Source organism: Phenylobacterium sp. (genome assembly GCF_004799515.1).
Taxonomy (GTDB): domain Bacteria; phylum Pseudomonadota; class Alphaproteobacteria; order Caulobacterales; family Caulobacteraceae; genus Phenylobacterium.
Map to the genome: position 1 here is coordinate 51,647 of NZ_SSMX01000046.1, position 17,109 is coordinate 68,755.

The window sequence follows — 17,109 nt, forward strand, 5'->3', positions numbered from 1 at the left end:
TCCGGCCTCAGGCCCGCCAGTCGCCGAGCGCCGCCTGCCAGAGCGTCAGCGCGCTGATCGCGGCGGTGTCGGCGCGCAGGATGCGTGGTCCCAGCGAGGCCGGCGTGGCGTAGGGCAGCGCCCGCAGCATGGCCCGCTCCTTCGGCGAGAACCCGCCTTCCGGGCCGATCAGGATCGCCCAAGGACCCGCGGGCGCGGCCTTCAGCGCGTCCAGGATCGGCGCCGCGTCGCCCGCCTCGTCGCAGAACAGGAGCCGCCGGCCGGCCTCCCAGCCCTCGATCAGCTTTTCGAGCTTCGTCGGCGCGAGGACCTCCGGGACGTCCAGCCGGCCCGTCTGTTCGGCGGCCTCGATGGCGATCGCGCCCAGGCGCTCGACACGCGCGTGGTCGGCGTTGGTGCGCTCGGTCAGCGCCAGGCGCACGCGGCGCGCGCCCAGTTCGGCGGCCTTCTCGACGATGGTCTCGACCCGCCCGCGCTTCACCAGGGCCACGATGAGGTCGAGGTCCGGCCCCGTCGCCTGCGGCCGCTCCAGCGCCTCGGCGCGGATCGCCACCGCCCGCTTGGTCACCGCGCTCACCCGGACGCGCCACTCGCCGTCGCGGCCGTTGAAGGCCAGCAGCTCGTCGCCGACGGAGAGGCGCATCACCGCGGCCAGATAGCGGCTCTGCCCTGGATCGAGGGCCATCTCGGCGCCCGCCGCCAGGTCGTGCGGAATGAACAAGCGGATCATCGCGCCGTTCTAGCGCCCGACGCCGCATCCGGCATAGGGTTCCCCATGGCCAAGGACGACAACCACCACCGCCCCCACTATTCGCGTGAGATCGAGCTGCTGCAGATCGGGCTCGTCCGCTACCAGCTGGCGGCCATCGCCTCGGGCGAGAAGGCCCTGGTGATCTTCGAGGGCCGCGACACGGCCGGCAAGGACGGGGCGATCAAGCGCATCGTCGAGCACCTGTCGGTGCGCAACACCCGCGTCGTGGCCCTGCCCAAGCCCGGCGATCGAGAGCGGACCGAGTGGTATTTCCAGCGCTACGTCCGCTACCTGCCGGCCGCCGGCGAACTCGTGATCCTCAACCGCTCCTGGTACAACCGCGGCGGGGTCGAGCCGGTGATGGGCTTCTGCACCCCCGCCGAGCACGAGACCTTCCTGCGCGACGCTCCGCGGTTCGAGGAGATGCTGGCCGAGGACGGCACGCGGATCATCAAGCTGTGGCTGGACGTCTCCAAGGCCGAACAGGCCAAGCGGCTGAAGGCGCGCGAGGACGACCCCTTGAAGGCGTTGAAGACCAGCAGCCTCGACAAGGTCGCCCAGGAGAAATGGGACGCCTACTCAGAGGCCCGCGACCAGATGCTGCGCCGGACCCACACGGACGTGGCGCCCTGGACCGTCGTCCACACCGACAAGAAGAAGGCCGCGCGCATCGCCATCATGCGCCACCTCCTGAGGACCCTGGCCCCCAAGGACATCGCCAAGGGGTTCCAAAAGCCGGATCCGGACGTGCTTTTCGACTTCGAGCTAGACGCGCTCACCGACGGTCGCCTAGAGCGCTGAGCCGGGGGCCGCGGTTCAACCGTTACGGAGACTTAGCCCATGGAACAGGTTCGCCTCGGCAAGACCGGCCTCAAGGTCTCGCGCCTATGCCTCGGCTGCATGACCTACGGCTCGCCGAAATGGCGAAGCTGGGTGCTGGACCTGGAGCAGTCCAAGCCCTTCTTCCAGAGCGCCATAGAGAAGGGCATCACCTTCTTCGACACCGCCAACATCTATTCGATCGGCGAGAGCGAAGTGGTCACCGGCCACTGGCTGCGCGAGTTCTCGCCCAACCGCGAGGAGATCGTGGTGGCGACCAAGGTCAATGGCCCGATGGGCAAGGGGCCGAACGAGAAGGGCCTCAGCCGTAAATCGATCATGGCCCAGATCGACGCCAGCCTGAAACGGCTCGGCATGGACTATGTCGACCTCTACCAGATCCACCGCTTCGACTACGACGTCCCCATCGAGGAGACCCTGGAGGCTTTGTCCGACGTCGTGAAGGCCGGCAAGGCCCGCTACATCGGCGCGTCGTCCATGTACGCGTGGCAGTTCGCCCGGATGCTGGCGGCCAGCGAGAAGCACGGCTGGGTGAAGTTCGTCTCCATGCAGCCACAGCTCAACCTCGTCTACCGCGAGGAGGAGCGCGAGATGCTGCCGCTCTGCCGCGCCGAGGGGATCGGCGTGATCCCCTGGTCGCCCCTGGCCCGCGGCTACTTGGCCGGCGGCCGCTCCGCGCCCAAGGAAGGCAACACCGAGCGCGCCCGCACCGACGAGTTCTCGCCGCGGCTCTACTACACGCCCGCTGACGAGCAGGTGGTCGACGTTGTGGGCGAAATCGCCAAGGAACGCGGCCTTTCCAACATGCAGATCGCGCTCGCCTGGGTGCTGCGCCACAAGGCCGTCACCGCCCCGATCGTCGGCGCCAGCAAGCTCGGCCACATCGACGAGGCGGTCTCCGCCGTGGGGATCGAACTCAGCGACGACGAGGTCAAACGGCTGGAAGCTCCGTACAAACCGAAACCGGTGTTGGACCACGCCTGATTCCGGTTTTGTTCCGACACGTAAGACGGCCATGGTCAAGCTGTTAACCATTCGTTAGGGAATTGAAGTTCTGACTTTGTTCTGGCTGGAGTTAGGCTAGGCTCAGCGGGCGAATCCGCGATCTGGGGGAGCGATGCCCAAGGACAGGCTGACCGTCGGCGAGGCGCGCCGCATCGCGCTGGCGGCGCAGGGCTTCGCCGCACCCCGGCCGGCCGGACCGATCGCCAGGCGCAAATTGGTCAAGCTGGTGGAGCGGCTCGGCGTGGTGCAGATCGACAGCGTCAACGTCGTCAGCCGCACCCACTACCTGCCGGCCTTCTCCCGCCTCGGCGCCTATCCGCGCGAGATGCTGGAGGCGGTCGCCTGGGCGAAGAAACGGCCACTGTTCGAATACTGGGCGCACGAGGCCTCGCTGCTGCCGCTCGCCAGCCAGCCGCTGTTCCGCTGGCGGATGGAGGACGCACACGAGGGTCGTGGCACTTGGAAGGGCGTCGCCCGCTTCCTGCGCGAGCGGCGCGACTTCGTGGACAAGGTGCTGGATGAGATCGCCACGCGCGGCCCGCTGGCCGCCTCGGACCTGGAGATGGGCGTCAAGGGCGAGGGCGGCTGGTGGGGCTGGAGCGAGGCCAAGCGCGCGGTCGAATGCCTATTCTGGACGGGCGAGCTGACCACCGCCACGCGCCGCGGGACCTTCGAGCGGGTCTACGGCTTGCCGGAGAAGGTGCTGCCCAAGGCGATCCTCGAAACCCCGACGCCGGACCGGGACGACGCCCACCGCCAGCTCTACCGCATCTCCGCGCGCGCCATGGGCGTGGCGACGTCGAAGGACCTGCGCGATTATTTCCGCATGCCGGTGGAAGGCGCCAAGGACCGGATCGCAGAGCTGGTCGAGGAAGGCTCGCTGCTGCCGGTGACGGTGAAGGGCTGGCGCGAGCCGGCCTATCTCGATGCAGCCGCCAAGCGCCCGCGCAAGGTCGAGGCCCACGCCTTGCTCTCGCCCTTCGACAACCTCATCTGGTTCCGCGAGCGCACCGAGAAGCTGTTCGGCGTGCGCTACCGGATCGAGATCTACACGCCGGCCCACAAGCGCACCCATGGCTATTACGTCCTGCCGTTCCTTGAGGGTGACGCGCTGACCGCCCGCGTCGACCTGAAGAGCGACCGCAAGGCCGGCGTGCTCGTCGTCCAGGCCGCCCACGCTGAGCCCTGGGCCAGCGCGGCCACGCCGGAACGGCTGGCGCGGGAGCTTCGGCTGATGGCCGGCTGGCTTGGGCTCGAGCGGGTGCGGGTCGAGGGCAAGGGCGACCTCGCCCCGGCCCTCGCCACAGCCCTGGCGGGCTAGGCGATGGCTCAGGATCGCCCCCCGCTGGCGACCCTGCTGTCCTGGGCCCTGGTGGCCTTCACCATCGAGCTCGACAACGCCTTCGAGGCGCGTATGCCGCACAGCACCACCGAGGGCGGCGGCGCGGGGCCGTGGCTGGTCTCGTGGGCCATGTGGGCGAACGTCCTGCGCTACGTCCCGGAAAGCGGGACCACCGTGGGCGAGCTGCGGCGCGCGGCGCGAACCGACAAGCTGCCGCTCGATGGCCTGCGCCGTTGGGGCTACCTCACGATTGATGCGGGGCCTGGAAGGCGGGTCTCCGGCGCGCCGCGGCCAGGCTGGGTGCTGCGCCCGACGCGGCATGCCGAACGCGCGGGCCAGGTCTGGGCGCCGCTGCCAGACGAGATCGAGGCGCGTTGGAGCGAAAGGTTCGGGCTGGGGGCCATGGCGCGGCTGCGCGCGGCGCTGGCCGCCGTCAGCGCCCGGATCGAGACGCCCCTGCCCGACTTCATGCCCATCCTGGGCTACGCCATGACGGCCAATTCGTCCGCCGACACCCCCGCCGCGCCATCGGCGGCGGACCCCGAGCTGCCGATGCTGTTGGCCCGGGCGCTGATAGCCTTCACCCACAGTTTCGAGGCCATCTCGCCGATATCCCTGGCCGTCGTCGCCAACGTCCTTTCCCGCCTCGACGCGGCGGAGGGCCAGCGCCTGCGCGACCTCCCCGTCGCCGCCGGTGTCGCGCCGCCGGCCGTGGCCATGGCGGTAGGCTTCCTGGAGAAGCGCGGCCTGGCTGAGATCGCAACCCTGGCGCGGGCCCGCACCGTGCGGCTGACTGCCCGCGGCGAGGCGGCCCGCGCGGCCGCCGCCAAGCGCCTGACCGCCGTGAACGCCGCTTGGATAGCCGATCCGCTGGGCGCTGAACTTGCCGCCGCCCTGGCGCTGATCGTCGGCGACGGGACGCCGGGCGGCTCACCGCTGTTCGCGGGCCTGCAGCCGGACCCGCGCGGCTGGCGCGCCAAATCCTGGCCGCCCGCGACGCTGCCGGCCTATCCGATGATCCTGCACCGCGGCGGCTATCCCGACGGGGCCTAGTCGTCCTCGTCGTCATTGTCCGGCAGGTCGGTGACCATCGCCGGCTTGCCATCGATCATCAGTTCGCCATTCGGCCCCTTGTGGCCCAGGAAGGCGTCGAACATGCCGGCCTTCACGGTGTGCGGTTCCCCGGGCAGGGCCTTGCCGGGCGGGGTTTTAGGCGTGTCGTCGTCGGACATGCGGGTCTCCTTCACCAAGCCAACAGCGCCGCTTGCCGAAGGTTCCCGGCTGCGCGGCGACTAGCCCTCGACCAGGGCCTTTAGGGCCACCTGGACGGCCGGGTCGAGGAAGACCTCGTGGCCGCCCGGGATCGGGACCAGGACGACCGTCGCGCCGGCCTTGCGCGCCGCCTCGGCGAAGGCCCGGCTCTCCGGCGGCGGGGCGATGTCGTCGGCGGTTCCCGAAACCAGCGTCACCCGCGCGCCCGGCTTGATGCGACCGACTCCCGCCATCGGCGAGAGGCTGCGGACCGGCAGCAGCCACATGGGGCTGAACTGCTTGACGGCCATGTGCCGGCGGAACGGGCCGAGATCGCAGGGGCAGGAGACTAGCAGGGCGCGGCTGGCGACGCCGCGCTCCAGCAAGAGCGCCGAGAGGGCCGCGCCGCCGGAGTGGCCGGCCACGACCACCTCGCCGGCCCCGTACCGCGCCTTGGCCTCGCCGATGGCCCGGAAGAGCTGGTCCAGCACCTGCGGCGTATAGTTGTCGCCGGTGGTGCGGCCCCGCACGCCGTCCGAGCGGCGCCCCTGCCGGTCGGCGTAGCCGGGCCTGAGCAGGGCGACGACCACCGCTTGTGGAACCGTCGCGGCGGCGTGCTGGGCGAAGACGTACTGGTAGCTCGGCTTCACGAACGGGGCGTCGCCGTGCAGCACCACGATCAGCGGCGGATGGGCGCCCGCCGAGGCCCCGACCCAGGCCTGGGCGGCGGTCCGCGCGCCGGCCGGGCCCAAGGTCAGGTCCTCGTGACGGCCCTCGGCCGGGGCCCCGTGCGCGCCAAGCGGCGACGCCAGGACCGCGGCCGCGAGCAGAAAGGCCGGCCCGCGGATCCGCCTCTTCACGCCAGGCCCTCCGTCACCGCGTGCAGCCGGGCGTAGGCGCCGCCCTTCTGCACCAGGTCGGCGTGCTTGCCCTCCTCGACGATCCGGCCGTCCTCGAAGACCAGGATGCGGTCGGCGCCGCGGATGGTCGACAGGCGGTGGGCGATGACGATGGTGGTGCGCCCGACCATCAGCTCTTCCATCGCCGCCTGCACCTGCCGCTCGGTCTCCACGTCCAGCGACGAGGTCGCCTCGTCCAGCACCAGGATCGGCGCGTCGGCCAGGAAGGCGCGGGCGATCGCCACCCGCTGCCGCTCGCCGCCCGACAGCTTCACCCCGCGCTCGCCGACCAGGGTCTTGTAGCCCTGCGGCAGGCGCTTGATGAAGTCGTCGGCCCGCGCGCGCTTGGCGGCCAGCTCCACCTCGTCCTGGGTGGCGTCGGGCCGGGCGTAGGCGATGTTCTCCGACAGGGTGCGGTGAAACAGCGCCGGGTCCTGCGGCACCACGGCGATGGCGCGGCGGAGCGACCCCTGGGAGACCTCGGCGATGTCCTGCCCGTCCACCAGAATCTGGCCGCCGTCCACGTCATAGAGCCGCTGGATCAGCTTGACGAAGGTCGACTTGCCCGCGCCGGTCGGGCCGACGAGGGCTACCCGCTCGCCCGGCGCGATGCGCAGGGTGAAGTGGTCGTAGAGCGGCCGCTCGGCGGACTTGTAGCGGAACACCACCCGGTCGAAGACGATCTCGCCCAGCTCGGCGCGGAAGGGCCGGGCCTCGGGGCGGTCGATCACCTGCGGGTCCATGGTGGCGTAGCGGGCCACGTCCTCGGTGTCGTCCAGCCCCTTCTGCGTCATGCGGATGTTGTCGCCGATGTTGCGCAGATAGCCGGTCATCAGCATGAAGGCGGTGATCACGAAGGCCACGTCGCCGGGAGTCGCCTGCCCCTTCACCCACAGGCGCAGCAGAAGGCCCGTGAGCCCCGCCTGCAGCACCACCAACAGCATGTTGTGCATCAGCCAGATGTCGGTGAAGCGGTTCCAGGTCCGGTTGGCGGCCACTCGCCACATCTCGGTGACGCCGCCGACGCGGGCCTCCTCCCGCGCCTCCGCCCCGAAGCTCTTCACCGTCGGGTTGGACGAGATGGAGTCGGCCAGGGCGCCGCCGATCCGGCTGTCCAGCGCCACGGAGCGCAGGTTCATCGGCCGGGCGTAGACGTTGGTGAAGTAGATGTTCGAGACGATGTAGAGCGTCACCATGACAGTGGAGAACAGCCCCACCATCGGCCAGCGCAGGGCCATCATCAGGCACAGACCGACCAGCACGATCACCGCCGGCCCCAGGAACACTAGGGCCGCGTCGGAGACGCTGTCATAACCCCACATGGCGCGGCTGAGCCGCCGCACCGTCGCGCCGGCGAAGGTGTCGGCGTGCCAGTCGGCGCTGAACGACTGGACCTTCTTGAAGCCCTCGTCGGTCATCTCCTTCATGTTGGAGGAGGCGAGCGGGATCCAGAACCGCATGGACAGGTTGCGGATCAGCGAGAAGGCGAAATAGACGCCCACGAACACCGCCCAGGCGCGCCAGGCGCCGCTCGCGTTGGAAGGGCCGTGGGTCACGGCGTCCACCAGCCGGCCCGACGCCCAGGGGGTCGCCAGGTCGAAGGCGATGGCGGCGATCACCAGGCTGAGCGTGCCGGCGAGCAACCCGGGCCGGCGCAGCCAGAAGGCGGCGATGAAGCCCAGCACCTGGCTGTTCTTCAGGACGCGGGTCTTGGTGTCCTCGGTATCCTCGTAGTGGTCGGTCATCTTGCAACTCAGGGTCTCGGCGCCGACGGGCCGCGGGAAGGCCTTCTAGAAGGCGGCGGCGCGCGGCGGCGCGAATGAAGGTCTGTTGGGCGGAGCGGGGCCTTGGCGGGAAGGCCTGGCGGGCCGCGGGCGCGCGGAGCGACTTCGAAACCGGGGCCGGTCAGGCCCTCAGACGAAGCGGTCCGGTTGAGTTAGAAGCGCGGCGGCGGCCCGGCGAACCGTCGAGGAGCGGTCGGGATGAAAAGCGTCATCATGCCCCCTCCTTTCGGGTCGCTGAGGAGCCGGAAGCTAGGCGCGCGACTTTCGAGCGTCAAGGCGGGCATCGGGGCGAACGGCGAACACGGTTCGGCTTTGTGAGCCGGGTGGCAGGCCGGCCACACTCGCTCTAGAACCCTTCTGTGACCACCGCGCCCGCGCCCGACGCTCCCCTGCCCGACGCCCGTCCCGCCAACTGGGTGGACCGGCTTGCGCCGCGCGGCCTGCGGCCCTGGCTGAGGCTCGGGCGGTTCGACCGGCCGGTGGGGATCTGGCTCTTGATGCTGCCGGGCTGGCAGGGCGTGGTCCTGGCCGACGCCCTGGAGCACCGGCTGCCGAACTTCGGCCTGATGGGGCTGATCGCGGTGGGGGCGGCGCTGATGCGCGCGGCCGGCTGCGCCTACAACGACATCGTCGACCGGGACATCGACGCCAAGGTGGCGCGCACGGCGCTTAGGCCGATCCCGGCCGGGCAGATCAGCGTGCGGCAGGCCTGGGCCTTCGTGATCGCCTGCTGCCTGGTCTCGCTGGCCATCCTCCTGACCCTGCCGCCCACCGCCGTCCTGCTGGGCGTGGGCTCGTTGGCGCTGGTGGCGGCCTATCCGTTCACGAAGCGGATCACCTGGTGGCCGCAGGCCTGGCTCGGCCTCACTTTCAACTGGGGCGCGCTGCTGGGCTTCTCGGCGGCGACCGGCGCGGGACCGCAGTTCTGGCGCGGCATGGCGCCCTATGTGCTGACCTCCCAGGACAACACCTTCCTGATGCGCGCCCTGGCCGACAGCGCGGTGCGTTGGCCGGCGGTGCTGCTCTACGCCTCGGGCGTGTTCTGGACCCTGGGCTACGACACCATCTACGCCATCCAGGATCTGGAGGACGACGCGCTCGCCGGGGTGAAGTCCACCGCGCGGCGGCTGGGGGCGCAGGCGCCGCTGGCGATCCTCGGCTTCTACCTGGCCAGCCTGACCATCCTGCTCGGCCTGGGCGCGGTGGCCGGCCTCGGGCCGATCTACTTCCTGGGCCTGATCGCCTACGGGATCCAGCTCTGCTCCCAGGCCCGTAAGGTGCGCATGGACAACGGCCCCCTGGCGCTCAGGCTCTTCAAGTCGAACGCTTGGTCGGGCCTGATCCTGGTCTTCGCCATCTTCGCCGGGACCCGCTTTTTCCTGGGTGACTAGCGGCGCGCCTCGCGGACCAGACCGTCGGTCCCGCCGAGCGCGGCGGTGACACGCGGGGCGTCCAGGGTTTGCACCGCCGTCTTGACCACCATCCGGTAGCAATCGGCCATCTGCTCCATGGCGCCCAGGCTGACGCCCAGATTGCGCGGGTCGGCGCGGCAGACGTCGGCGGCGGCGCGGCCGATGCGGTCCAGCATGGTCCGCGCGCCGGCGGCGGAGTTCAGGTCCAGGTCCTGGTAGGCGATCTTCACCGCCGGGGCCGCGTCGGCCGCGATCGCCGTGGACGCGCTCAGCGCCAGGCAGAGCGAAAGCGCGGCCGACGCCGCGATCAAGATGGGGGTGCGCATGAAAAGTCCTCCTTCGATCTCAGGAGGCTAGTCTCGTCGCCGCCAGCCATGGGACAGGTTGAGACAAGCGCCGGCTTTCGCCGATAAAATCGGCCTTGGGCGGATAAACGGCGGCTTCTTCTGCGCCTTGGCAGGCGCGGCGTCCTCCTGTCCTCGCGCGGCGTCCCGGGCTATAATCGCCCGCATGGCTGTCGCCGCCCGCGTAGACCCGAAGACCTATTTCACGCCCGAGGAGTGGGCGCCCTTGGCGCGCCGTTCGCCGTGGAAGGGCCTCGCGCTGCTGGCGCACGCCTGGCTCGTAATCGGCCTGGCCATGGCGCTGGCCGTGGCCGCGCCGAGCTGGTGGAAGCTCATCGCCATCCCGCTGGCCATCGTGGTCATCGGCGGCCGCCAGCTCGGGATCGCCATCCTGATGCACGATGCGGCGCACGCGGCCCTGCACCCGGACCTGAAGATCAACGACTGGGTCGGCAACCACCTGACCACCGGCGGGCTGCTCGACTACCGGAACTACCATCTGCAGCATCACAAGTTCGCCCAGCAGGTCGAGGACCCGGACCTGGTGCTGTCGGCGCCCTTCCCGATCACGCGCACCTCCCTGCGCCGCAAGATAGTCCGCGACCTGACCGGCCAGACCTATTGGAAACAGCGCTGGAGCGGCCTCTTCAAGCGCCTCGCCGAGCGCAAGCCGGACCAGCCGCTCTGGCCGATCCTGAAGGACGCCGTCTACGCCCGCCGCCGCTTCCTCAGCGGCATGGTGGTGACCCTGGCGCTCACCGCGCCCTTTGGCCTGTGGTGGGTGTGGCCGGTGCTGTGGCTGGTCCCGCAGGCCACCTGGCTGCCGATGATCACCCGTCTGCGCAACATCGCCGAGCATGCCTGCGTGGCCAAGAACGAGCCCGACCCGCTGCGCCACGCGCGCACCACCCACGCCAACTGGCTGGAGCGGGCGGTGATCGCGCCCTACTTCGTGAACTACCACTGCGAGCATCACATGTTCATGCATGTGCCCTGCTACAACCTGCCCCGCGCGCACCGCCTGCTGAAGGCCAAGGGCGTGATGGGGGGCATGCTGACCGCGCCGGGCTATCTCAGCGTCCTCACCCTGGCGAGCGCCAAGGCCGCCGCCGTCGCCCTCGCCGCCTAGGCGCGCACCGGCGGCGGGAACGCAGGACGGAGCCCGCCGGTTGGAGACCCATGCCCCTTAAGCTCGAAGGCTCCTGCCGCTGCGGCGCCGTGCATTTCACGATGCAAAGCCACACGCCCGTTCCCTATCAACGCTGCTACTGCTCGATCTGCCGCAAGACTGCCGGCGGCGGCGGCTACGCCATCAATCTGGGCGCCGACCGTCGCACCCTGAAGGTCGAGGACCCCGGCAAGGCCATCCGCGTCTTCCACGCCGAGATCGCCGACGAGGACGACGGCCATTGCGAGGTCTCCACCGGCGAGCGCAGCTTCTGCTCGAAGTGCGCCACGGCGCTGTGGCTGTTCTCGCCCGAGTGGCCGGACCTCGTGCACCCCTTCGCCTCGGCCATCGACTCCGAGCTGCCGGCCGCGCCGTCGAAGGTCCACCTGATGCTGAAGTACAAGCCGGCCTGGGTGATTGTGAACCAGGGGCCGGACGACGCCCTCTTCGACCTCTATCCCGAGCAGTCCCTGGAGGACTGGCACAAGTCCCGCGGCCTCTGGGTGGCGTGAGACCTAGGGCGCGCTCACCCGCTTGGCCGTGAACAGCGCCTCGACCTCGTCGGGGCGGGCATTGTTGAAGTCGAGGCGCACGCGGCCGTCGTCGGTGCGGCTGACGGTGACCGGCGCGGAGGAATTGGTCAGCATCCAGCCCTTGGGCAGGACCACGGCGTTCTCGGCCCGCCCGAAGGTGCGGTCGAACACCAGTTCGTCGCCCACCAGCTTGTAGCGGCCGGGATCGGTGTAGGTCTCGCTCATCCGCAGGCGGATCGACTGGCCGGGCTGCAGCGGCTTGAAGTTGAACACCACGATCTCGCTCTCCGGCGTCACCTTGCCAAGTTCGGGGTCGTCGATGCCGGCCTTGGTGATCTCCGCGCCCTTCATGTGGACGGCGGGGATGGACTCGCCTGTATCGAGGTTCTTGGCGCTGGGGTTGGTGGCCACCGAGCCAGGCCGGACCACGTTGATGTAGCGGCTGACCCCGGCCTTCTCCTCGGTGTAGTCGTGGTAGAGGTCGAAGGCGTGGGTCTCCGGCGGCTGCAGGAAGTAGACGATGTCGCGCGTCTGCTTGGCCCGCTCGCCGAACTTGCCCTTGACGCTGGTGGGCGTGGCCGAGAGCTGGCCGGGCGAGGCTCTGAGCTTCAGGGGCGCCTCGCCAGGGGTGATGTTGTAGAAGCTGATCCGCAAGCGCCCGTCGGCCTCTTGGGTCACCTGGGACGGATAGTTGCAGGACGTCAGCACATAGCCCTTGGGCAGCACCACGGCGTTCTTCTTGATCCCCAGCGGCCGGTCGAAGATCAGGTCGGCGCCCTGGACGTAGTAGCTCTTGGCGTCCTCATAGGTCTTCTCGATCAGGATGCGCGCTTCGCCGCCGTCCGCCGGCACCGGATGGGCCAGCTCCACCCGGATGTAGTCGTAGGTGGGATCGGCGTCCGGCAGGCCCGTGGTCTTGGCGCTTTCGCCCGAGACCTGGGCGAACTTCAGCGGCTTGCCGGTGGCCATGTCCGTGACGCTCTCGTCGGAGGCCACCGAGCCCTTGCGGATCGGGTTGAAGAAGGCCGTCGCGCCGGTGCGCACGGCGGTGATGTCGTAGATGATCCGGAACTTGCCCGACCCCGGCGCGAGCAGCTCATAGCGAGTGTAGCCGTTGGCCTCCTGCGGCTGGCGGCGCTGGGCGGGTTGCGGCGCCTGGGCGTGCGCGCTCCAGCTCGTCGCCAGCACCGCCGCCATCATCAAAGCGCCAAGTTTTCGCATGTCCCGCTCCCTGCCAACCGAAACGCGACTATGGCGCGCCGCCCCGCGCTGTCATCCCGGAAAGCACGCGGCGCTTGTCCGAGACCCATAGACTCCGCGCCTGCTGATCAATCCCCGACCATCGGTGCGCATGGGTCCCGGTCCTTAACTCCGTAAAACCGGGATGACACCGCACTGGAGATCAGATGTGCGCCAGCCGCTTCGGCGCGGCCAGGCGCCAGCTGGCGAGCAGGCGGGCCTCGACGTGGGTCCAATCCAGATCCGGATCAGCCACGCTCATAGCCACCCAGCCGGACGGCCACAGATAGGCCGGGCGGCTGAAGAGGTCGGGGTCGGCCTCGATCAGCATCTCCTGCTCGTCGCGGCCGCCGGTCTTGACGCAGACCGCGGTCATGCCGTCGCCGTGGTGGTCGTGCCGGAAGTAGCCGAACATCTTACCGGCCACCCGGAAGGCCGGGATGCCGTGGGAGATCACCTCGTCGGTCTCCGGCAGGCCCAGGGCCGCCGTCCGCAGGCGATCCAGGACCGCGTCGGGATCGGCCGCCAGCATGGCCTAGACCGCGCCGGTGGCGATCAGGCTGTTGGCGCAGTCGAGGACGGTCTCCTCCAGAGGCCGCGGTTTCCAGCCCAGGATGCGTTCGGCCTTGTCGTGCGAATAGTCGTGCTTATGGCCGAGGCCCGGCGTCACCGAGCCCAGGTCCTTGTCGAACAGGCCGGCCAGCCGGATCACGAAATCGGGCGCCTTGCGGGTGGGGACCTTCGCGGCCTGTGGGCCGAGGCGCTGGCGCAGGAGCGCGGCGATGTCGGTCATCCAGGCGAAGTTAGCCGCGGCGATAAACCGCTCGCCCGCCGCCTTGGGGTCGGTCATGGCGCGGATGTGCAGGTCGGCCACATCGCGGACATCGACCACGTTGAAGCCCAGGCGCGGCAGGCCCGGCACCCGGCCGGACAGCAGGCGCTCCACCACCTGCACCGACTCCGAGAAGTCGCCGCTGGTCACCGGACCCAGCACCAGGGCCGGGTTGACGGTCGCCAGCGTCGTGTTGCTCGGCGAGGCGTGGATCAGCTCCCAGGCCGCCCGTTCGGCCAGGGTCTTGGACTGGGCGTAGACGCTGAGCCGCGGGGTCTTGGGATCGGTCCAGACCGTCTCGTCGGCCGTCCAGTCGGAGCCGCCGACGCCCTTGGCGGCCGCCGCCACCGAGGAGGTCATCACCACCCGCTTGACGCCGGCCTTGATCGCCGCGGCGATGGCCCGCTTGGCGCCCTCGCGGGCCGGCACGATCAGCTCATCGGGGTCCTTGGGATCGGCGACGCCGAGCGGCGAGGCCACGTGCAGGACGTAGTCGCAGCCCTCGGTGGCGGCGTCCCAGCCGTCGTCGGAAGTCAGATTGGCGGCGTGGAAGCTGAGCCGGTTGCCGGGATCGGTGATCTTGCCCAACGAGGCGCGGACCGCAGCCTCCTTGCCAAGGTCCCGGACGGTCGTGCGCACCACATAGCCTTGCTGCAGCAGGCCCGCCACGCACCACCCGCCGATGTAGCCCGAGCCACCGGTCACCAGCACCGTTTCGCCGCTCATTGTCCGTCCGCCCCGCGTCTGCCGCCCATTCGATGTTTACACTGCTAAGATATCGCCGGCCATTCCGCAAGGGAACGCCGGGGGTGTGCAGTGCGGCGAAAGTTCACCGAACAGCGTGCAACTTCGTGCATCGCGCAGCGCTGCGCTGCAACTCCACGTCGCGACCTCGGCGCCCGAGAGTCACGTCATGACGATGCAGCAGACCCTCGAACCGAACACCGTGGAGTTGCAGGCGGCGAACGACGCCCTGCGTCGCCTGCGTCCCGCGCCGATCACCCCGGCGACCAACCGCTATATCCAGGAGCGGCTGGGCCGGGCGATCCGCCAGCGCCGCCGCATGCTGGACATGACGCTCGAGGACCTGGCGCAGCATTGCGGCGTGACCTTTCAGCAGGTGCACAAGTACGAATCCGGGCTCTGCGCCATGTCGGCCTCGCAGCTCTGGTGCATCGCCATGGCCCTGGAGGCCCCGGTTTCCTACTTCTACGACAGCCTCTCGGCGCCCGAGCTGTGGCGCAAGGAAGACCCTCACATCGTCCGCGACTGAGGCCGCCGCCGGACAACCCCCACAGACAATCGCCGCCAGGTCGCTAGACTGCCCCGGAGCCTGTCCGGGGAGAGTGCGATGATCGGTGCGGTGCTGCGCGGAGCCTACCGGCTCGACCATGGACTGCAGGACCGGCTGGGCCGGCCCTACAACGCCATCCTGGCCGTGATGCTGGTCCTGGAGATCGTCCACCGCGTCATGGAGTTGCCTGGCAAGTTCAGCTCGCCGCGCGGCCTGGTCTGGGTCGTCGCGGAACTGGCGGTGGAGGCGATGCTGCTGATCCACCAGCTGGGGGTGCTGTCGCACCATATCGAGCGGCGCTTCGGCAAGCCGGCGGCCTGACCGCGCGCGCCGCGCCATAGCCGGGACGCAGCAGACAACCGCCGCCGCCGCGCTAGACTGTCCCCGCAAGGGTTCTCGGGGGACAGCCAGATGATCATGAACTTGGCGCGCGCCGCCTATCGCCTCGACGAGTGGCTGCAGGAGAAGTTCGGGCGGCCCTACAACCTGTTCCTGGGCATCGGCCTCGTCCTCGGCATCATCCACCAAGTGCAGAGCGTGCCCAAGGACCTCGCCTCGCCCAGCGGTCTGGTCGGCACAGTGCTGATCGGGGCCATGGACGTGGCCCTCCTGATCAACCAGGGCGGCCAGTTCTTCCAGCACGTGGAGCGGCGCAGGGCCATGCCGCGCCGCGAGCGGCGGCGCGACAAGGCGTCCTGAGCGCGCCTACTTCGCCGCCGCCGGCGCGGCGGGGCGCAGATTGTCGGTGTGGGTGATGAAGGCCGCCACGTCGTCGTGCATGGCCTTCAGCGAGGCCTCCTTGGCGTAAACCATGTGGCCGCTCTCGTAGTAGTGGTAGCTGATGTTCGGCTGGAGGCTGTCGGGCATCGGCAGGTGATGCATCTCGTACCAGCCCTCGTAGAACGGCGTGGCCAGGTCGTAGTAGCCACCCAGCAGCATCACCTTCAGGCCCGGGTTCTGCTTCATGGCGTTGGCCAGGTCGGGCATGACGTTGAGCATGGCGCGCGGGGCGCCGAACCCGCGGCCCGGCGGCACGTGGTTGTTGTCCCAGAAGCGGAAGACGTTGACCGACGGCTTGAAGATCTTGCCCTCGCCATAGCCCAGCGTCCGGCGGGCGTAGTCGTTGAAGGCGCTGACATAGGCCGAGGACAGGGCCGAGGACTGCGGGTCGTAGCCGGACTCCTTGGCCAGCGGATCGAGGTCGGGGCCGGAGAAGCGGGTGTCGAGACGCCCGGTGGTCAGGCCCTGGTCGACCTGCAGCTCCTTCTCGAACTCCCCGCCGGTGATCCTAAGGTCGGCGCGCAGGACGTAGTCCACCGGCAGGCCGGTGTAGTGGGCGTAGCGCTCGGCGATGGCGCGCTTCTTGGCGGGGTCGAGCTCCGAGCCCTTCTGCAGGGCCAGCGCATAGTCGCCGGTCGCGAAGTCCTCGACCTCCTTCATGTAGGCTTCGATGGTCGCCGGCGCGCCCGGGACCATCTTGCGGGCCCAGGCGCTGGCCGCGTAGGTCGGCACCGCGGTGATGTAGGCCTGGTCGCTGCCCGGGTTGTTCTCGGCGCCATCGACGCTGAGGGCGAAGTTGAGGATCTGCGACAGCAGGATCACGCCGTTGAAGTCGACGCTTTCGCCCGTCTCCAGGTCGTTGATCAGCACCGCCGAGCGCGGCGTGCCGTAGCTTTCGCCGAACAGGTACTTCGGGCTGTTCCAGCGGCCGTACTGCGACAGGAAGGCCAGGATGAACTGGCTGAAGGCCGCCCCGTCCTCGTCGACGCCCCAGAAGGCCTTTTCCTTGTCGCGGCCGGCGATGCGGCTGAAGCCGACGCCCGGCGCGTCGATGAACACCATGTCGCTGACGTCCATCATCGAATAGGAATTGTTGACCAGCGAATAGGGCGCGGCCGGGGTGTGCTGGCCGTTGTCGGCGGTGACGATCCGCTTCGGCCCCCAGGCGCCCATGTGCAGCCACATGGTCGAGGAGCCGGGGCCGCCGTTGTAGATGAAGGTGATCGGCCGGTCGGCGCTGGGAACGCCCTTCTTGAAATAGGCCACATAGAACATCGAGGCCTCGGCCTCGGGATTGCCGCCGGCGCCGAGGTTGGCCCCGCTGGCCGGAGCCGCCTCGCGGCGCGCAGAGTCATCCCAGCCGCGCGGATGGACGACGATGGTGCCGGCCACGGCGTGGTAGGGGACGACCTGGCCTTCGACGGTGACCGAGCCGTCGCTGTCGGAGCGTTCCGGCTTAAAGAGCACCCCGGCGTTGGGCTCGGCGGTGGCGCCGGTCTCCGGCTTCTTACCCGCCGACGCCTGCGCCGCGGCCGGCTGGCTGGGCGTGGGCGGCTGGGCGGCGGCCGCGCCCACAACCAGGAACAAGGCCGCGCCGGCCAGCAAGACGTTCTTCAGCACCGTGATGATCCCCCG

General features: G+C 69.7%; 19 protein-coding genes. 10 read left to right on the top strand and 9 right to left on the bottom strand.

Annotated elements, in window-relative coordinates; all coding sequences use genetic code 11:
• Window positions 1-7: 7 nt before the first annotated feature.
• A complete protein-coding gene (locus E8A49_RS17830) occupies window positions 8-730 on the bottom strand; it encodes a 16S rRNA (uracil(1498)-N(3))-methyltransferase (RefSeq protein ID WP_293384580.1) in 723 nt (240 codons plus the stop codon).
• A 45-nt stretch (window positions 731-775) separates the two neighbouring features.
• On the opposite strand from E8A49_RS17830, the gene ppk2 reads away from it, so the two are divergent.
• The 4 genes from ppk2 (at window position 776) to E8A49_RS17850 (ending at window position 4,991) form a co-directional block, all read left to right on the top strand.
• Window positions 776-1,552 carry a polyphosphate kinase 2 gene (ppk2, locus tag E8A49_RS17835; RefSeq protein WP_293384583.1) on the top strand — a complete coding sequence of 259 codons (777 nt, stop codon included), beginning with the start codon at window positions 776-778 and terminating at the stop codon, window positions 1,550-1,552.
• Window positions 1,553-1,591: 39 nt separating this feature from the next.
• The gene (locus E8A49_RS17840; protein ID WP_293384586.1) at window positions 1,592-2,575 is read left to right on the top strand and encodes an aldo/keto reductase; all 984 of its coding nucleotides are present in this window, start codon (window positions 1,592-1,594) and stop codon (window positions 2,573-2,575) included.
• 133 nt (window positions 2,576-2,708) lie between these two features.
• Window positions 2,709-3,917: a winged helix-turn-helix domain-containing protein gene (locus tag E8A49_RS17845; protein ID WP_293384589.1), complete on the top strand. Its 1,209-nt coding sequence runs from the start codon at window positions 2,709-2,711 to the stop codon at window positions 3,915-3,917.
• Between the two features lie 3 nt (window positions 3,918-3,920).
• Entirely contained in the window at window positions 3,921-4,991 is a 1,071-nt protein-coding gene (locus E8A49_RS17850; protein ID WP_293384592.1) for a hypothetical protein, read from the top strand.
• Here E8A49_RS17850 and E8A49_RS17855 read toward each other — a convergent pair.
• Genes E8A49_RS17855 through E8A49_RS17865 form a run of 3 tightly spaced genes read right to left on the bottom strand, consistent with a single transcriptional unit; the run spans window position 4,988 to window position 7,833 of the window.
• Complete coding sequence (locus tag E8A49_RS17855) at window positions 4,988-5,170, bottom strand: hypothetical protein (protein ID WP_293384595.1); 183 nt, start codon at window positions 5,168-5,170, stop codon at window positions 4,988-4,990. The genes E8A49_RS17850 and E8A49_RS17855 overlap by 4 nt on opposite strands.
• A 60-nt stretch (window positions 5,171-5,230) precedes the next feature.
• Window positions 5,231-6,049: a hypothetical protein gene (locus E8A49_RS17860; RefSeq protein ID WP_293384599.1), complete on the bottom strand. Its 819-nt coding sequence runs from the start codon at window positions 6,047-6,049 to the stop codon at window positions 5,231-5,233.
• On the bottom strand, window positions 6,046-7,833 hold the full coding sequence (locus E8A49_RS17865; RefSeq protein WP_293384601.1) for an ABC transporter ATP-binding protein: 1,788 nt from the start codon (window positions 7,831-7,833) through the stop codon (window positions 6,046-6,048). The genes E8A49_RS17860 and E8A49_RS17865 overlap by 4 nt, the downstream gene beginning before the upstream one ends.
• Window positions 7,834-8,231: 398 nt before the next feature.
• On the opposite strand from E8A49_RS17865, the gene E8A49_RS17870 reads away from it, so the two are divergent.
• Entirely contained in the window at window positions 8,232-9,263 is a 1,032-nt protein-coding gene (locus E8A49_RS17870; RefSeq protein WP_293384603.1) for a UbiA family prenyltransferase, read from the top strand.
• Here E8A49_RS17870 and E8A49_RS17875 read toward each other — a convergent pair.
• Complete coding sequence (locus E8A49_RS17875; RefSeq protein WP_293384605.1) at window positions 9,260-9,610, bottom strand: UrcA family protein; 351 nt, start codon at window positions 9,608-9,610, stop codon at window positions 9,260-9,262. The two genes, E8A49_RS17870 and E8A49_RS17875, sit on opposite strands and share 4 nt — an antisense overlap.
• A gap of 184 nt (window positions 9,611-9,794) precedes the next feature.
• Between E8A49_RS17875 and E8A49_RS17880 the strand changes: the two genes are divergently transcribed.
• Window positions 9,795-10,757: a fatty acid desaturase family protein gene (locus E8A49_RS17880; RefSeq protein ID WP_293384607.1), complete on the top strand. Its 963-nt coding sequence runs from the start codon at window positions 9,795-9,797 to the stop codon at window positions 10,755-10,757.
• Window positions 10,758-10,807: 50 nt separating this feature from the next.
• Window positions 10,808-11,308: a GFA family protein gene (locus E8A49_RS17885; protein ID WP_293384609.1), complete on the top strand. Its 501-nt coding sequence runs from the start codon at window positions 10,808-10,810 to the stop codon at window positions 11,306-11,308.
• Between the two features lie 3 nt (window positions 11,309-11,311).
• Here the strand turns inward: E8A49_RS17885 and E8A49_RS17890 are convergent, their stop codons facing one another.
• The 3 genes from E8A49_RS17890 to E8A49_RS17900 form a co-directional block, all read right to left on the bottom strand.
• The gene (locus E8A49_RS17890) at window positions 11,312-12,550 is read right to left on the bottom strand and encodes a hypothetical protein (protein WP_293384611.1); all 1,239 of its coding nucleotides are present in this window, start codon (window positions 12,548-12,550) and stop codon (window positions 11,312-11,314) included.
• A 181-nt stretch (window positions 12,551-12,731) separates the two neighbouring features.
• Window positions 12,732-13,100 carry an MmcQ/YjbR family DNA-binding protein gene (locus E8A49_RS17895; RefSeq protein ID WP_293384613.1) on the bottom strand — a complete coding sequence of 123 codons (369 nt, stop codon included), beginning with the start codon at window positions 13,098-13,100 and terminating at the stop codon, window positions 12,732-12,734.
• Window positions 13,101-13,103: 3 nt separating this feature from the next.
• Window positions 13,104-14,126: an NAD-dependent epimerase/dehydratase family protein gene (locus E8A49_RS17900; RefSeq protein WP_293384615.1), complete on the bottom strand. Its 1,023-nt coding sequence runs from the start codon at window positions 14,124-14,126 to the stop codon at window positions 13,104-13,106.
• Window positions 14,127-14,313: 187 nt separating this feature from the next.
• Here E8A49_RS17900 and E8A49_RS17905 point away from each other — a divergent pair, with 187 nt between their 5' ends.
• The 3 genes from E8A49_RS17905 (at window position 14,314) to E8A49_RS17915 (ending at window position 15,393) form a co-directional block, all read left to right on the top strand.
• Window positions 14,314-14,673 (top strand): helix-turn-helix transcriptional regulator, encoded by a 360-nt coding sequence (locus tag E8A49_RS17905; RefSeq protein ID WP_293384617.1) that lies wholly within the window; start codon window positions 14,314-14,316, stop codon window positions 14,671-14,673.
• 78 nt (window positions 14,674-14,751) lie between these two features.
• A complete protein-coding gene (locus E8A49_RS17910; protein ID WP_293384619.1) occupies window positions 14,752-15,015 on the top strand; it encodes a hypothetical protein in 264 nt (87 codons plus the stop codon).
• A gap of 90 nt (window positions 15,016-15,105) precedes the next feature.
• Window positions 15,106-15,393: a hypothetical protein gene (locus tag E8A49_RS17915; protein WP_293384621.1), complete on the top strand. Its 288-nt coding sequence runs from the start codon at window positions 15,106-15,108 to the stop codon at window positions 15,391-15,393.
• 6 nt (window positions 15,394-15,399) lie between these two features.
• Here E8A49_RS17915 and E8A49_RS17920 read toward each other — a convergent pair whose 3' ends face one another.
• Window positions 15,400-17,094 carry a hypothetical protein gene (locus tag E8A49_RS17920; protein ID WP_293384623.1) on the bottom strand — a complete coding sequence of 565 codons (1,695 nt, stop codon included), beginning with the start codon at window positions 17,092-17,094 and terminating at the stop codon, window positions 15,400-15,402.
• Window positions 17,095-17,109: the final 15 nt, after the last annotated feature.

Excerpts from the sequence above, each read along its gene's own strand:
- E8A49_RS17830 (WP_293384580.1), bottom strand. The coding sequence starts at position 730 with ATGATCCGCTTGTTCATTCCGCACGACCTGGCGGCGGGCGCCGAGATG.
- ppk2 (WP_293384583.1), top strand. The coding sequence starts at position 776 with ATGGCCAAGGACGACAACCACCACCGCCCCCACTATTCGCGTGAGATC.
- E8A49_RS17840 (WP_293384586.1), top strand. The coding sequence starts at position 1,592 with ATGGAACAGGTTCGCCTCGGCAAGACCGGCCTCAAGGTCTCGCGCCTA.
- E8A49_RS17845 (WP_293384589.1), top strand. The coding sequence starts at position 2,709 with ATGCCCAAGGACAGGCTGACCGTCGGCGAGGCGCGCCGCATCGCGCTG.
- E8A49_RS17850 (WP_293384592.1), top strand. The coding sequence starts at position 3,921 with ATGGCTCAGGATCGCCCCCCGCTGGCGACCCTGCTGTCCTGGGCCCTG.
- E8A49_RS17855 (WP_293384595.1), bottom strand. The coding sequence starts at position 5,170 with ATGTCCGACGACGACACGCCTAAAACCCCGCCCGGCAAGGCCCTGCCC.
- E8A49_RS17865 (WP_293384601.1), bottom strand. The coding sequence starts at position 7,833 with ATGACCGACCACTACGAGGATACCGAGGACACCAAGACCCGCGTCCTG.
- E8A49_RS17875 (WP_293384605.1), bottom strand. The coding sequence starts at position 9,610 with ATGCGCACCCCCATCTTGATCGCGGCGTCGGCCGCGCTTTCGCTCTGC.
- E8A49_RS17880 (WP_293384607.1), top strand. The coding sequence starts at position 9,795 with ATGGCTGTCGCCGCCCGCGTAGACCCGAAGACCTATTTCACGCCCGAG.
- E8A49_RS17885 (WP_293384609.1), top strand. The coding sequence starts at position 10,808 with ATGCCCCTTAAGCTCGAAGGCTCCTGCCGCTGCGGCGCCGTGCATTTC.
- E8A49_RS17890 (WP_293384611.1), bottom strand. The coding sequence starts at position 12,550 with ATGCGAAAACTTGGCGCTTTGATGATGGCGGCGGTGCTGGCGACGAGC.
- E8A49_RS17895 (WP_293384613.1), bottom strand. The coding sequence starts at position 13,100 with ATGCTGGCGGCCGATCCCGACGCGGTCCTGGATCGCCTGCGGACGGCG.
- E8A49_RS17900 (WP_293384615.1), bottom strand. The coding sequence starts at position 14,126 with ATGAGCGGCGAAACGGTGCTGGTGACCGGTGGCTCGGGCTACATCGGC.
- E8A49_RS17905 (WP_293384617.1), top strand. The coding sequence starts at position 14,314 with ATGACGATGCAGCAGACCCTCGAACCGAACACCGTGGAGTTGCAGGCG.
- E8A49_RS17910 (WP_293384619.1), top strand. The coding sequence starts at position 14,752 with ATGATCGGTGCGGTGCTGCGCGGAGCCTACCGGCTCGACCATGGACTG.
- E8A49_RS17915 (WP_293384621.1), top strand. The coding sequence starts at position 15,106 with ATGATCATGAACTTGGCGCGCGCCGCCTATCGCCTCGACGAGTGGCTG.